We start from the raw sequence: 15,893 nt of genomic DNA, 5'->3' as shown, positions 1-15,893 counted from the left end.
ACAACACAATGCCATCATTTGACATTATCTCTGAAGTAGAAGCAGTAGAACTGCGTAACGCAGTAGACAACGCAAACCGTGAACTATCAACTCGTTTCGATTTCCGCGGCGTTGACGCAAGCTTTGATTACAAAGATGAATCAGTAAAATTGACTGCTCAAGACGATTTTCAACTGAAGCAAATGCGCGATATCCTTCGCAGCAACCTAACGAAGCGTAATGTTGATCCTAACGCGATGGAAGCGAAAGCGGCAGACCAAACAGGTCGCACTTGGCACCAAACGGTTATCTTTAAGCAAGGCATTGAAACTGATGTCGCTAAGAAGATCGTTAAGCTAATCAAAGACAACAAAGTTAAAGTTCAAGCTTCTATCCAAGGCGACAAAGTTCGTGTAACGGGTAAGAAGCGTGATGACCTACAAGCTGTTATGGCTCTAGTTCGCAGCGGTGAACTTGGTCAACCTTTCCAGTTTGACAACTTCCGCGACTAATTATTGAGTTTGAGCGACCGCCTATTTGGGTTGTTCATTCATCAGCACAATGTCGTGTATGAAATAGCAGAAAGCCACTTCTTTATAGGAAGTGGCTTTTTATTTATCGGGTCCAGTTTTAGTTTTATTCCGAGCCTCTAGCCGATTTAAAACAACCAGAAAGCTCTTATTTCAACTAGAAACAACTACCTCAACTGAGTACTTGGGCTGCTGACAATTTTAGGTCTTTGCCGACCAACAGATTAAACTCTACGCTTGCTGGTGGAATAAACACACACACTCGTAATTTCTCTAATCTTGCTTGCTCAAGCTTGGTTGATAGCTCTCCGCTGTTGGCGTAGCTCTCTCTTTCTGCATCTCGGCGGCACAGGTCGATAAATTCAAATGGACAATCGCTCGGTGAAAGTACGAGCTCTGCCTCCTGCATCAAACGTAAAGCCTTCATAGACAGCAGCTCGACATCTTGCTCGAATTCAATCCAAGTGACCTGCCCTTCGCTATCAATGCCTTCGGTTAGCGCTTGCTGGTAGTAAGACTCTAACTGCTCTCTGTCAGTCACCTGCTCAATAAAGCTGGATGACAAGAATCGCTCCCAAAACTTACGACGCTCGTCGACGGTTGGAAATGACTCTTTGATTGAATTGCGTTTTGATGCACCGAAGTCTGCTATCAAACCTATGTTTTGTGGCAATACGGTTTCGAGTTTTTCTCTGATATTTCTTACTAAAACAGGTGATGCACCGCCACTAGAGATGGCAATTTGGATTCTGCCGCGATTTATCATCGAAGGTGTGATGAAATCGCAGTAAGGAAGATCGTCAACCACATTGACTAAAATACCCAGTTTTTTCGCATCATTATACACTTGGTGATTCAAGCTTGGATTGTCTGTTGTGGCCCAAACCTGCAAGTAATTTTTCGATATGATCTGTGACGAATAAAAGTTTTGAACCCAGTGAAGTTTGTTCTCGTCGACAAGCTGCTTTAAGTAAGGCGCTACCTTGGGAGACACCAAAGTCACATCCGCTCCCGCTCGTAATAAGCTATCGACTTTACGGCAAGCAACCTCACCCCCACCAACCACTAAGATTGGCTTATTTTCTACATCCAAAAACATTGGGAAATAACGCATGTTCTTCCTTGAGACTACTTCAATAACTATTCAGCCATGCTACCAAATTTGGAGCATATTCATAACTATCGAAGTGTAATAAAAATATTTATTGACCAAATTTCAACATTTCTTAAGTTTAATATTTCACCATTGTGATATTGATTCAGAATATTTATCTAGTCGATTATCAATATAAAAACCTAAATCTTGTTGCACCAACAGTGTGAACCGTTGCACTATTTACATTCACTTAACATTTGGTCATTCTAATTGTGTTCGGATTTGTGATTTCATTCAAAATTCTTTTTAAATTATACATTTGTGAAACTACGGATCCTTTCCTAACCTTATAAACAGTTGTTTAAATCGCACACAGTTTCATTTGCAAAATGCAATTCGTTTGATTTGAACAACAAGGTCATAGAAAACGCAACACATAAGAGAAACTCAAACGAGCACGAGTATCAGGTGTCACCTGGTTAACAAGGAAGGATACAAATGACAAATAAACTAACACTTCTTGCTTCAGTAGTAGCTGCATCAACTGCGATGATGGCAACATCGGCATCAGCGGCAGAAAGCACTCTGGACAAAGTCACATCTCAAGGTTTTCTAACTTGTGGTGTAAGTACCGGTCTTCCAGGGTTCTCTAACCCTAACTCAAAAGGTGAATGGGAAGGAATTGATGTTGAGTATTGTCAAGCTCTTGCAGCGGCCGTACTCGGTGACAAGACTAAAGTTAAGTATGTACCTCTAACAGCAAAAGAGCGTTTTACTGCGCTTCAATCTGGTGAAATCGACGTACTATCTCGTAACACAACATGGACATTACATCGTGACACTGCTCTAGGTCTGAACTTCGTAGGCGTTAACTACTACGATGGTCAAGGCTTCATGGTTAAGAAAGAACTTGGCCTAACAAGTGCTCAAGAACTTGATGGCGCTTCTGTATGTGTTCAATCAGGTACAACAACTGAACTTAACCTAGCCGATTACTTCCGTAACAGTGGCATGTCTTACAAGCCAGTGGTATTCGATACGGCAGCACAAACATCTAAAGGTTTCGACGCAGGTCGTTGTGACGTGCTAACGACTGACCAATCTGGTCTATACGCACTTCGCCTAAACCTAGCTGATCCTAAATCTGCAGAAGTACTTCCTGAAATCATCTCTAAAGAGCCTCTAGGCCCTGTTGTTCGTCAAGATGATGATAAATGGTTTAACGTTGCTAAGTGGACACTTTCAGCAATGATTAACGCGGAAGAATACGGCATCTCTTCTAAAAATGCAGACGAAATGCTTAAGTCAAAAGATCCAAACATCAAACGTATTCTTGGTGTAGACGGTCCTAAAGGTAAAGGCCTTGGCATTCGCGACGACTGGGGTTACCAAGTAATTAAGCAAGTTGGTAACTACGGTGAGAGTTTTGAGCGTACTGTTGGTACAGGTTCTCCACTTCAGATCTCTCGTGGTGTAAATGCATTATGGAATGCGGGCGGCTTTATGTACGCTCCACCAATCCGTTAATAAATTTTCAAGCATCAATTAGGGCGGAGTTTTCCGCCCTATTTATTAAATGGATTTGAGGTTATAGTAGTATGAAACCTAATGAAACTATTTCTCCAGCTCAGGCAAAGCCACAGCCCAAAAGTGCCAACTTATTTTACAACCCCACTTTTCGCTCCATCATTTTCCAAATTATCGCCGTCGGGGCGCTTTGTGCTTTCTTTTACACGATTGTAAATAATGCACTCACAAACTTAGATTCCCGTGGTATCACCACAGGTTTTGATTTTCTCTCCCAAGAAGCTGGTTTTGGTATCGGCTTAACACTGATTGAATACGACGAGACTTTCTCATACGGTCGTACATTCTTTATCGGTCTTCTCAATACCGCTTTGGTTTCAGTACTCGGCATCATGCTAGCGACAGTGCTGGGCTTTAGTATGGGTATCGCTAGACTCTCTTCAAACTGGCTAGTTAGCCGATTTGCAGCTGTCTACATTGAGATATTCCGAAATATCCCTCTTCTATTACAAATCTTTTTCTGGTACTTCGCCGTTCTACAAGCCTTACCTTCTGCTCGTCAAAGTATGAGCCTAGGTGAAGCAATTTTCTTGAACGTACGTGGATTGTACTTCCCTGCACCCGTGTTTGAGCAAGGCAGTAGCATTGTCATCGCATCATTGATTGTCGGTATTATCGCTACGTTTATTATCAACATCTGGGCTAAGAACAGACAGAAACTGACCGGCCAACAAACACCGATGTTGCGAATTGCCGCTGCGTTGATTTTAGGCTTACCGTTGGTAACTTATTTTGTTATGGGCATGCCTATCTCTGCGGATTACCCTGTGTTGAAGGGGTTTAACTTCAAGGGTGGTGTTAGCATAATCCCTGAGCTTGCTGCATTGATGCTCGCTTTAAGTATCTACACAGCAGCGTTCATTGCTGAGATTGTTCGTTCAGGTATTAACGCGGTAAACCATGGGCAAACTGAGGCTGCGATGTCTCTAGGCATCCCACGTTCTAGAACTCTAAAGCTTGTCATTATTCCACAAGCATTAAGAATTATTATCCCACCACTAACCAGTCAGTACCTAAACCTGACTAAAAACTCATCACTTGCGATGGCCATTGGTTACCCTGATCTTGTCTCTGTATTTGCAGGAACAACACTGAACCAAACTGGACAAGCTATCGAAGTAATCGCGATGACAATGGGCGTCTACCTAACCTTGAGCCTATTAACGTCTGCTCTAATGAACATATACAACCGCAAAGTAGCGTTGGTGGAGAGATAAGATGAGTACACATCAATTTCAACCTGATCTTCCGCCTCCAGCGAATACCGTTGGGCCAGTCGGTTGGTTAAGAAAAAATCTATTTAATGGACCCGTTAACAGCGTCGTCACTGTGGTTCTTGCTTACTTTGCTTTTACCCTTCTATGGGCAGTAGCGGATTGGGCATTCATCAGTGCTGACTGGATAGGAACCACACGTGATGCCTGTACTAGCGAAGGCGCTTGTTGGGTTTTTATCAGCGTTCGTTGGGACCAATTCATGTATGGCTTCTACCCAGAAGCTGAACTGTGGCGACCTCGCCTTTTCTACGCAACGTTGGCCATTTTTGTAGCCTTACTGGCTTATGAAAAAACACCTAAACGCACGTGGATTTGGTTGTTCTTCGTCAACATCTACCCATTTATCATTGCCGGCTTGCTATACGGTGGCGTCTTTGGGTTAGAAGTTGTTAATACCCATAAATGGGGCGGCCTACTGGTTACACTGGTCATCGCACTTGTTGGTATTGTAGTGTCACTTCCTATTGGTGTTGCACTTGCTCTTGGGCGTCGCTCAGAGATGCCGATCATTCGCAGTATGTGTACCGTATACATCGAAATTTGGCGTGGCGTACCGCTCATTACAGTTCTATTCATGGCTTCAGTAATGCTGCCACTCTTTTTATCAGAAGGGACAGAAACCGATAAGCTGATTCGAGCACTTGTAGGGGTAGTTCTATTCAGTGCAGCCTACATGGCCGAAGTAATTCGAGGTGGTCTACAAGCAATACCAAAAGGCCAATACGAAGCGGCTGATGCTCTGGGGTTAAGCTACTGGAAAAAGACTGGGCTTATCATTCTACCTCAAGCTCTTAAAATCACGATTCCTTCAATTGTGAACACCTTCATTGGTTTGTTCAAAGATACCAGTCTTGTTTTGATTATTGGTATGTTTGATGTACTAGGGATTGGCCAAGCCGCGAATACCGACCCTGAATGGCTTGGGTATTCAACAGAAAGTTATGTATTTGTCGCGTTAGTGTTCTGGGTGTTTTGTTTTGGCATGTCGAGATATTCGATATGGCTAGAAAACAGACTTCACACCGGTCACAAACGATAATTAACAAGATCAAGGACGTATTATGACGCAGCAGACAGAAAACAACTCTCAAGGTCTTATGATCGAGTTGAAAGACATGAACAAGTGGTACGGTGAATTCCACGTACTTAAGAACATCAATCTAGAAGTTAAAAAAGGCGAGAAAATCGTTATCTGTGGCCCTTCAGGCTCTGGTAAATCAACGATGATCCGCTGTATAAACCGATTAGAAGAGCACCAAAAAGGTCATATCTTCGTTTCAGGTAATGAATTAACGGAAGATCTAAAGAACATTGAAGCCGTTCGCCGAGATGTCGGCATGTGTTTCCAGCACTTCAATCTGTTTCCACATCTGACGGTATTAGAGAACTGTACTCTGGCCCCTATTTGGGTCAAAAAGATGCCAAAAGAAGAAGCCGAAGCGATTGCAATGAAGTACCTAGAGCGCGTAAAAATCCCTGAGCAAGCGGACAAGTTCCCAGGTCAGCTTTCAGGTGGTCAACAGCAGCGTGTAGCTATCGCTCGCTCTTTGTGTATGAACCCTCAAGTGATGCTGTTTGATGAGCCAACGTCGGCACTCGATCCAGAAATGGTTCGTGAGGTGTTAGACGTAATGGTTGAGCTTGCAGAAGAAGGCATGACGATGCTTTGTGTAACGCACGAGATGGGCTTTGCTAAAGAGGTCGCAGATCGCGTTATCTTCATGGATGCCGGTGAAATCATAGAAGAGAACAACCCTGTCGATTTCTTTGAAAATCCACAATCAGACAGAACGCAGAACTTCTTAAGCCAAATCTTACACCACTAATGTGTTATGATGCATAGACTACAGAGGCGGCTTAGGTCGCCTCTTTGTTTTCAGTGTTATAATTAAGTTTTTCAAGATTATAAACAGCGACTCAGTGCGATAAAAATTGAACATCGAACCTTAACTGCACTTTAAGAAATACTTTGTTACACCTTCAGAAACACTTAACCGACTATTTTGATTATTATTTTACGTATACAAGAGGAATGAGAGACTTGATTTTTCGAACTTTCACCCCCATAAATGTACTAATAACTATTGAAGTCACCTTACGAGGAAGATTATGAACAGCCCTATGTTTTCACGCACAGCATCTCAAGAAAGTGCTCTGCAAACCAATAAAGTGTTGCGTAATACCTACGCATTACTGTCTATGACACTACTTTGGTCTGCTGTTGTAGCAGGCGTATCCATGGCGATGAACCTTCCTCGCCCGGGTCTTATTATCATGCTTGTTGGCTTCTACGGCCTACTTTTCCTAACAGAAAAGAACCGTGACAACAGCATGGGTCTAGTCTTCACATTCCTATTTACGGGTTTCTTAGGCTACACTATCGGTCCAATCTTAAACATGTACGTTGGCGCAGGCATGGGTGATGTCATCCTAACTGCACTTGGCGGTACAGCACTGGCGTTTATGGGCGCATCAGCTTACGCACTAACAACTAAGCGTGACCTGTCGTTCCTTAATGGCATGCTATTAGCTGGTTTCGTAGTACTACTTGTAGGTATGGTTGCAAACATCTTCCTACAAATGCCTCTACTATCATTGGCAATGAGCGGTATGTTCATCCTGTTCTCGACTGGTGTTATCTTGCTTACAACGCAAAACATCATTCGTGGCGGTGAAACAAACTACATCTCTGCAACGATCAGCTTGTACGTATCGATCTACAACATCTTCATCAGCCTACTAAGCATCCTAGGCATCATGGGCAGCGACGACTAATCGTTTCCATCACTGAAGAATATCTAGCCCAAGAGCCTATCTCTTGGGCTTTTTTGTATCTATAAGTGCGATATTTCTTTAGATAGCTACAATTTCTGTTGAGAAAGACAAACTTGGTCATGTACCCTATCCGCATAGTTAATTGGATTCTGGATTAAACATGTTTGAATATAACGGCAAGCAAATCGAAACCGACGCTCAAGGCTACCTATTGGATTACACGCAATGGGAAGAAGGTATGATTGAAATTCTTGCTCAAGACGAGGCGATTGAACTTACAGATGCACACTTAGAAGTCGTACATTTTGTAAGGAGCTTTTACGAAGAGTTCAACACCTCACCAGCGGTTCGCATGCTCGTTAAAGCAATGGAAAAAGCCCACGGCCCAGAAAAAGGCAACAGTAAATACCTTTTCAAGTTATTCAAAAAAGGCCCTGCAAAACAAGCGACCAAGCTCGCCGGTTTACCTAAACCAGCAAAGTGCTTGTAAAACCTAACCCGCTTTAGGTCATTAAGTTACGTTCGATATAAATACTGTAGTGCCATAACTACAGTATTTTAAACGCCCCTATGCGTACGTCCTGGCGCTCACTATGTTTCACTTGATGCATTACTACGTTGTCTACTGTTGCGCTCGAAGGGCCAATATTGAGCCAAGCATGTAACTTCTCTATTTGCTGACTGTCTCCGACAGCTAACACTTCAACTCGACCATCATTTAAGTTCTTTGCATAACCTGAGAGCCCCATAGCTTGCGCCTGCCTACTGGTGTGGTAACGGAACCCAACACATTGAACTACGCCTGACACGACAAAAATATATTGTGAACTTTCCATAACGTTGCCTCATAAATTATATGAATGATATAGTCGAGCTTCTATTCATTCACCGCTTATTGGTGGACTTACTTCGAGTATAACGATTATGAAAGAAATCCCATTTCGTTGGATTGACAAATATCTCATTCACCTAAAAATCCAAGAAAAGTTCTATCTACTCTTCTTATTACCTCTTCTCGCCCTGGTTATATTAACTCTCGTTTTAGATAGTGCCGCGGACTCTTTACTTGCTCACCTTTATCAAGAAGAAATGCTCTTAATGAAAGGGCTTATCGAAGCAGGTCAACTCACTAAAGATCAAGTTGCTCAGCTTGTCAGCAGCTCTAAAACTATCTCTTTAGGCTACGGTGCTGGTTCTGTTTCAGTAATGAATGGTGCATTCAGCCTAGTTGCCAACCATGACCAAAACCTTTGGTCTGCTCTATCGACAACTCAGGTTTCTATCATCGCTGTAACCCTAACGCTTATCGCACTAGGTGTTTACTACATCATGACCTTCATTGGCGGTGCGATGTTCTCTATGAACAAAGCTTTGAACACCCTAGCGAATGGCGACTTAACTTGCCGCATGAACTACTTCTTAGTTCGTGACGAGTTCAGTGAAATCGCGATTACAATCGATAAAGTTGCGGAGCGTGAACAAAACATGGTTCTATCAATCCAAGAGTCTGTCGCTCTCATGCAGCAGATCAGCTCGGACTTGAACCAGTCAACACAACAAAGTTCAGACATCTCAGGTAACCAACAAGAACACCTGAATAGCTTGGCCAGTGCAACGGAACAAATGGCGGCTACGATTCGCGAAGTCGCTACCCTTGCTCATGAGTCTAGCTCACAAACGATGGACGCTCGCGGCGTTGCTCAGAGCGGTCAAGTCAAGGTTTCAAATACATTGGAGTCTATCTCTAGCCTATCTCAAGAGATCCAATCCGCTTCACAAGCAGTAGAAGAGCTGGATGCCAACGCAGCGCAGATCGATGAAGTCGTCACTACCATCAACGGTATTTCTGAACAGACTAACCTGTTGGCGTTGAACGCCGCTATCGAAGCCGCACGTGCTGGCGAGCAAGGTCGTGGGTTTGCTGTTGTTGCCGATGAAGTTCGTGCCCTTGCCGGTCGTACTCAGCAAGCAACGGTTGAAATCCAAAGTATGATTGAGTCATTACAACGTAACAGCCAATCACTGACCAAGCTGATGGAAGTCACGGTGAACAATGCTAATGAAGGCCAAACACTGATGTCAGAAGTGAACGTTGAGATCGGTTCATTAGCGGAAAAGAACCAGTCTATTTCAGATAGCAGCACTCAAATTGCTACCGCGGCTGAAGAACAAGGCGTAGTCGCTGACAACATTGCACAGAGTGTTGAAGAGATTCGTCATCAGTCAGACAGTATCTGCGAGATGATCAGTAAGAGTAATTCCAATGTTGACCAACTTCGTAAACAAAGCGATACGATGGAAGGTTTGCTGACAGGTCTTAAAGCTTAATACTGATATCCACCACAATGTGTTGATTAATCATTACTAGGGCTGCTTCTGCAGCCCTTTCTTATTTGCTTTTCACCTGTACTTCCCCGACAATACCCCTCCTTCAAATTCAACAAACAGAGTAAATTATGACTCCTTCAATTCATCTAGCTAAAGGCCGAGATAAATCACTACGCCGCAAACACCCTTGGGTATTTTCACGCGGTATCGATAAGGTCGAAGGCGAACCAAAACAAGGTGAAACTGTAGACGTATATGCTCAAAATGGTCAGTGGCTTGCAAAAGCGGCTTACTCACCAGAATCTCAAATTCGAGCTCGTGTTTGGACATTTGAAAAAGAAGAGATCAACAAGGCGTTCTTTGTAAAACGAATTCAAGACGCACAGTCTTTACGTGAAGACATCATTGAGCGCGATGGCCTAACGGGCTACCGCCTAACGGCCGCAGAGTCTGATGGCTTGCCAGGTATCACAATCGACAAATACCAAGACTTCCTTGTTTGCCAACTGCTAAGTGCTGGCGCTGAATTTAACAAAAGCGTATTGGTAGAAGCGTTAATCGAGTGCTTCCCTGACTGCAACATCTACGAGCGTTCAGACGTAGCAGTTCGTAAAAAAGAAGGCCTAGAACAAGTTGTCGGCGTTCTTCACGGTGAAGAGCCACCGAAGTCTATCGTGATTGAAGAAAACGGCGTTAAAATCAGCGTGAACATCATGGAAGGCCACAAAACAGGCTTCTACATGGACCAACGTGATAGCCGCAAAGAATCTATGAAGTACGTTAAAGGTAAAGATGTCCTTAACTGTTTCTCATACACAGGTGGTTTTGGCCTTTACGCATTAAAAGGCGACGCGAAGCGTGTTATCAACGCTGACGTATCTCAACTTGCTCTTGATACCGCTAAGTTCAACGCTGAACTTAACGAGTTTGATATCTCGAAAAAGCGCGCTGTATTCCTAAACGCTGACGTTTTCAAACTGCTTCGTGAATATCGAGACCAAGGCACTAAGTTTGACGTAGTGATCATGGATCCACCAAAGTTTGTTTCAAGCAAGAACAACCTAACTTCAGGCGCTAACGGCTACAAAGACGTTAACATGCTTGCGATGCAAATCCTGAAACCAGGTGGTACTCTACTCACCTACTCTTGCTCTGGTTTAATGGGTACTGATTTGTTCCAGAAAATCATCGCCGACGCTGCATTAGATGCAGGCCGCACTGTTAAGTTCGTAGAACGCTTCGAGCAAGCAGCCGACCACCTAACAGATACTGCCTACCCAGAAGGTTTCTACCTGAAAGGTTTTGCTTGTAAGGTTCTTTAATCCTTGAGCTTTAGACTCTATTTTATATAACAAAACAGACATATTAAAAAAGGGCCTTTCGGCCCTTTTTGTTATTCATGAATTAAGAGTTTGGTAGGTTAGTCATTAGTGAATTAACTAAATTCGTCAATTCATCACCGGAATAAACACCTGAAGAATCGACGTCAAAACCACTAAGGTTACTTGCTTGGCCCTGCAAGACTATAGTTTGAGAACCTTGATCATTAGTAATGGTTAACTCTAGGTCTTGGTTGTTATCACTAATCTTAGCTGACAAATGCTCAAGAACATCATCCATTGTATTTTCATCGTGAAGGAGTTCAGATAAATCAATACGGTCACTGCCTACTTCAAAATCAGTAATAACGTCTTGATAGTTGTTCAAAGGTTCATCAACCCACTTGAAGATATCATCACCGTCGCCACCAGTCAGGATGTCATCACCTAAACCGCCGATTAAGATATCGCTACCGTCGCCCCCGAATAAAATATCGTCACCAGCAGCTCCTAGAAGTACATCATTACCGGCATGACCTAAGATAATGTCATCTTGTTCAGTACCCTGGAACTGATCATCACCTGTCGATGCGTTAAACGAAGAAGTAGGTGCAACATTTACCTCACCGCTAGGGCTTAGATTTAATGTAATAAGTTGCTGTGATTGAACACCCTGGCTGTCTTCTACAGTCACAAGAATTTCAAATGCAACCGCTTTACCGGTTTCAATTGCTGTGCTGTCACTTGATGGTTGGAAATAGTATGAACCATCTTGTGCAACTCGGAATTCTCCGTAACCAATATCAACAACCAGTTCATTCCCAACACTGTCTTTGGTAAATGTTAGACCTGTTGGCAGGTTAATGGTGTTTCCATCAGTATCGACTTTCTGAATCACTGACGCTTTGCTCTCATCAATCATTACTGCTACTGCATCTAGGCCAGATAGAGATAGTAACAACGAACCAGCAATACCGATTGTTGGACGAAGTTTTGGTAATTCCGTTGTGATTAGAGAGTCTGGTATATAAACAACTTTACCATTGTTACCAGCGACTTCTTTAAGACCACTCGCAGGCACATTATCTGAACTACCGACTCCAACGGCAGTCACATCTTTATCTGCAATGAAGCTGTCCCAATCGCTGTTGGTATCACTGTCCCAATCTCCATTGTCTCGACCGTCACTTAAGAAGTAAACAACGTCATTGGTATCGTCAGATGACAAATTTGAAACTGGATTAGTATTGTAACCAGCGATTGCTGCCTCTACGCCATCTTCATAATCCGTTCCGCCTTGCGCATCGAAGATACCGTTATAATTTCTCTCATCTACTTTTTCTTGAGCTGTGGTAAGAATAGCTATAGCTTCAGCAACTGTTTTCCAACCAGTATTCGTCGCTCCAGAATCAAAGTCTATTAACTGTACCAGAACATCTTCACTGCCTTCTTGAGCAGCCACGTTTTGCAAGAGATTTATTGACGCTTGCAATACGTACTCAATTCTCATATCGCTTAGACCACTCGGAGTACTTGCCATACTTCCAGAAGAATCAATAATCAGAGTAATGACTGTTGTTGGTACGCTCCCGCCTTGATCTGCCATGATATCGTTAGTTTCAGCAACATTAACACTAGTACTCGCTGTTGAAACATTTTCATTCACATCAACAGCAACGACTTCAACACCAACATCTAACTGATCACCTGAACTATCTCTTACTGCAAGATTGTCATAGTTAATATACTGTGTAGTGTCACCTTCAATATCGATGACCCAGACAGATTCATAACCAACGGTTACGAAACCACCAAGAACATTACCAGTATCTTTATCAATAATTTCTGCAGAATCTGGTAACCCGGAAATTCTAACTTCATCGAGGTATTCACTGCCGTCTGTATCTGCTACCGAAGCTGTTACAGTAAAGCCAACATCTTGAAGCACATTGAATGTTCCATCTTCATTAAGCTCAACAATAGCATCTGCAAAAATTAAACGTTCAATTTGATACAGTTTATCCCCAGTACTACCCCATTCAGGAGTATCACGGTTCAAACTATCAACGATAGTCCAATCATGTTGTGTCGTCGTGTCACCAACAAAAGTTAAATTGTATTCAGAAAAATCACCTTCATATACTGCTGTATCGATAGCACTTTCAGCGTCCAATGAACCAGTACCACCAGAAATATGATCATCACCATCACGGCCAACAAAGATATCAGAACCTGTACCACCTGGGTTTGTATTAGCATCTCCAATTAAACTATCACCAGAGCTTACATCAGAGCCAACGATTAAGTCATTTCCTACAGTTCCCGATGTTTGACCATACTGATTCATTACAGTATGACCAAGTTCAGCATAATCACTTTCAGTAAAACTGGTGTTAGCATCAGCATTAACAAGCTTAGTATGCAGTGCATCACTAGTCACAACATTTGAAGCATCACCAAATACCGCTGTGACATTAGGTTTATCTGCTACAGCGTTGACTACAAGTGTTGCAGTACCTTCAGCAGATTTGACTCCATCTGAAACAGTAACTGTGAACGGTACACTATCGAAATGTTTATCCGAAGTTGGTGTAAACTCTGCAGAGGTCACTTTCCCTTCTGAATCTATTAAAAGCTGAACAGAACCATAAGATGGGTCTACCGTTACATCTGTAATAAATGTCTGGTCTCCATCGGCATCAGTAATATTAAGCTTATCCAGAGACAAACTAACCACCTGATCTTCGTTAGAGGCATCAAGCTGAGAGTCATTCAAAACAGGAGCTCTATTTGTTGAATCCTGTGTACTTGGAGTTAAAATAGTTATTACACCAGTATCAGTTCCTTTATCACTATCTGTAGCTTCATAGGTGATTTTTTCAGAAACAATCGCATCTACAACTTCAACGCCTTGCAGTGTGATATTAGAGTTAGACTGGCTAGACTGATCACCATGTACTGTATACACACGAATCTCATCAAAGCCACCATCAAGCTGGATATTGGCAGTAAATTCACCGCTTCCATCATAAACTGCAGAATTGCTATCATCATCAAAGATGTAAGGGTCATTACCTACCTGAACACCATCTTTAAATAGGATAACTTGTATCTCAGCATCAGCAGAATTGTTGTCAGCGTAATGAGCCCAAATACTACCAAAATCAATATTGACCTCAGTTACAGTTACCTCAGTCGCATTAGAACCACCAATCTGAGTGAAATCTATAGAGATATAGTCTTTTGTTGAAACATCAAGTTCGTTATCACCGACTCCTAACCCTGACTCATTGTCCGCACTATCATAATGCAATGTTTCAGGTGTTAAAGTACTAGAGGAATCTGGCTTATTTCCATCGAAGCGACCACCAGAAATTACTACACCACTATCCAATGCATAAGATGTTTCTGAGCCACTAATATTGTTAAAATCTACAGAGGCATCAAAAGACAGGTCAGAATTTACAGTTTCATCTAGCACATATTCAATTTGTGAATCTTCACTTAGAACTGTGTTCTCATCTATCAATGTTCGAGTTTGTCCATCAACAACATATAGAGAACCAAGCTCTGGAAGGTCAATAATCGAAAGTTGAACATCTTTACTATCAGTACTGCTTAAATCATCTTCAGCGTCACTTACGTGAGAATCGAACGTGAACTGTGCTGACTGCTCTGTACCTAAGTCAATACTAAAACTAGAAGCACTAGGATCGATATTAGTAGATAACGCATCAGTCCCAATAAACTGAGTACCTGCAGGCTGATCTTGATATGTTAACTCTGCATCAATGTTCAGCTCACCGTCTACAACCGTATCCATATCAACATCAAATGATAAGGAGCCGGAATCTATATCAGATTGAGTAAGAACTTTAGTTTCAGTAAGTTGACCTTCAACTTCTATCGACAGCGTCGCACCGACTGCAGCACCAGCTGGCAGTGCCACATTGTATGAAACTACAGGTCTATCACTGTTAATGAATTCGTCTTCATCCCTTACAATAGTAACTGAAGGGGCAAAGAGTTCTTCAACAGTTTTTCCACCATCAGTGAAGTTAAAGTTTTCAAACTCGATGAAAGTGTTCACATCACTATTGCTTTCAGTGATAGTCACTGAACCATCAGCGTTTAACTGTACTAAAGCTGAATCCAAAGAGAAATCAAACACAGCGGTATCAGTACCAGAGCCTCCATCTACAACTAATCTGTTATCTATGTCGTCCACTGTGGCATTAAATTGATCATCTCCCCCACCAAGTAAGACGAAGTCATCTGTAGTTTCTTGTTGTGCTGGGTCAAAATCGCCATGGTAGTAATGTACGGTATTCGATGATTCACTAGTGTTACCGTAATTATCAACTTGTTTGGCTGTAAAGAATTCGTTGTCATTAACAGACGTAGAAACCAGGTTCGATATATCAGTGGTCCAGTTTCCATTACTGTCGACTGTAATCGGAGCTACATTCACCTGATTACTGTCTTCATCGAATAGTAATATTGTTAAGCCTGGCTCACCAGTACCACTCAATGTAACTTCAGAATAATCACTAGCTGCAGAGTCATCTGAGATATTTGTAATCACAGGAGATTCCGGAATGTCGGTAAACACAAAGTAACGCTCTGTATTAGAAGCAACAAAATCGTTACCAGCATCGTCACTTCCAGTCACAGTAGCGGTAAGATCTGCAGGGTTACCCATAACAAGATTCGAACCATGTGTGACTAACTTGAACGTATTGTCAGCAAGAACTACCGTCGAACCGATAAGAACTTTGCTATCTCCAACCCCCAAGTAAATATGTACAGTATCCCCTTCACTTGCATCACCAGAAACTTTCCCTGTTATCTCTTGATCAGATGAAGCTTCTTCAGCATTAACAATGCCATCACCAGTAACTTGATCGATATCTATACCTGCTCCAGCTTCGGTATCGATGATGACTTCAAGCTCGGTCGACGTCGCGCTATTGCCCGCATCGTCCGTCACTTTTACGCTCAA

The 15,893-nt window shown here is 42.5% G+C and carries 12 protein-coding genes; 9 read left to right on the top strand and 3 right to left on the bottom strand.

What is annotated here, in order from left to right:
* Positions 1–8 precede the first annotated feature (8 nt).
* Positions 9–491: a YajQ family cyclic di-GMP-binding protein gene (locus MSG38_RS05320; RefSeq protein ID WP_017059699.1), complete on the top strand. Its 483-nt coding sequence runs from the start codon at positions 9–11 to the stop codon at positions 489–491.
* Positions 492–681: 190 nt separating this feature from the next.
* Here MSG38_RS05320 and MSG38_RS05315 read toward each other — a convergent pair whose 3' ends face one another.
* On the bottom strand, positions 682–1,623 hold the full coding sequence (locus MSG38_RS05315; RefSeq protein ID WP_248401218.1) for a bifunctional precorrin-2 dehydrogenase/sirohydrochlorin ferrochelatase: 942 nt from the start codon (positions 1,621–1,623) through the stop codon (positions 682–684).
* Positions 1,624–2,103: 480 nt separating this feature from the next.
* Between MSG38_RS05315 and MSG38_RS05310 the strand changes: the two genes are divergently transcribed.
* The 6 genes from MSG38_RS05310 (at position 2,104) to MSG38_RS05285 (ending at position 7,734) form a co-directional block, all read left to right on the top strand.
* Positions 2,104–3,132 (top strand): amino acid ABC transporter substrate-binding protein, encoded by a 1,029-nt coding sequence (locus MSG38_RS05310; protein WP_048610904.1) that lies wholly within the window; start codon positions 2,104–2,106, stop codon positions 3,130–3,132.
* Positions 3,133–3,203: 71 nt separating this feature from the next.
* Positions 3,204–4,409: an amino acid ABC transporter permease gene (locus MSG38_RS05305; RefSeq protein WP_065677515.1), complete on the top strand. Its 1,206-nt coding sequence runs from the start codon at positions 3,204–3,206 to the stop codon at positions 4,407–4,409.
* Position 4,410: 1 nt separating this feature from the next.
* Positions 4,411–5,508: an amino acid ABC transporter permease gene (locus tag MSG38_RS05300; protein WP_248401217.1), complete on the top strand. Its 1,098-nt coding sequence runs from the start codon at positions 4,411–4,413 to the stop codon at positions 5,506–5,508.
* A 22-nt stretch (positions 5,509–5,530) separates the two neighbouring features.
* Positions 5,531–6,295: an amino acid ABC transporter ATP-binding protein gene (locus MSG38_RS05295; RefSeq protein ID WP_017059704.1), complete on the top strand. Its 765-nt coding sequence runs from the start codon at positions 5,531–5,533 to the stop codon at positions 6,293–6,295.
* Between the two features lie 283 nt (positions 6,296–6,578).
* Entirely contained in the window at positions 6,579–7,244 is a 666-nt protein-coding gene (locus MSG38_RS05290) for a Bax inhibitor-1/YccA family protein (protein WP_017057206.1), read from the top strand.
* Between the two features lie 160 nt (positions 7,245–7,404).
* Positions 7,405–7,734, top strand: coding sequence for a TusE/DsrC/DsvC family sulfur relay protein (locus MSG38_RS05285; RefSeq protein ID WP_017057205.1), 330 nt, complete (start codon positions 7,405–7,407; stop codon positions 7,732–7,734).
* 58 nt (positions 7,735–7,792) lie between these two features.
* On the opposite strand, the gene yccX is transcribed toward MSG38_RS05285, so the two are convergent.
* Positions 7,793–8,080 (bottom strand): acylphosphatase, encoded by a 288-nt coding sequence (yccX, locus tag MSG38_RS05280; RefSeq protein ID WP_248401216.1) that lies wholly within the window; start codon positions 8,078–8,080, stop codon positions 7,793–7,795.
* An 88-nt stretch (positions 8,081–8,168) separates the two neighbouring features.
* Between yccX and MSG38_RS05275 the strand changes: the two genes are divergently transcribed.
* Together MSG38_RS05275 and MSG38_RS05270 are read left to right on the top strand one after the other, a co-directional pair.
* Entirely contained in the window at positions 8,169–9,572 is a 1,404-nt protein-coding gene (locus MSG38_RS05275) for a methyl-accepting chemotaxis protein (protein ID WP_248401215.1), read from the top strand.
* Between the two features lie 128 nt (positions 9,573–9,700).
* A complete protein-coding gene (locus tag MSG38_RS05270) occupies positions 9,701–10,894 on the top strand; it encodes a class I SAM-dependent methyltransferase (RefSeq protein WP_017059708.1) in 1,194 nt (397 codons plus the stop codon).
* An 82-nt stretch (positions 10,895–10,976) separates the two neighbouring features.
* On the opposite strand, the gene MSG38_RS05265 is transcribed toward MSG38_RS05270, so the two are convergent.
* Positions 10,977–15,881 (bottom strand): Ig-like domain-containing protein, encoded by a 4,905-nt coding sequence (locus MSG38_RS05265; RefSeq protein WP_248401214.1) that lies wholly within the window; start codon positions 15,879–15,881, stop codon positions 10,977–10,979.
* Positions 15,882–15,893 lie beyond the last annotated feature (12 nt).

This window comes from Vibrio sp. 1CM24A, from assembly GCF_023161725.1.
Classification (GTDB): domain Bacteria; phylum Pseudomonadota; class Gammaproteobacteria; order Enterobacterales; family Vibrionaceae; genus Vibrio; species Vibrio coralliirubri.
The sequence above is the reverse complement of the archived record's forward strand: the minus strand, read 5'-3'. Positions and strand labels throughout refer to the sequence as shown.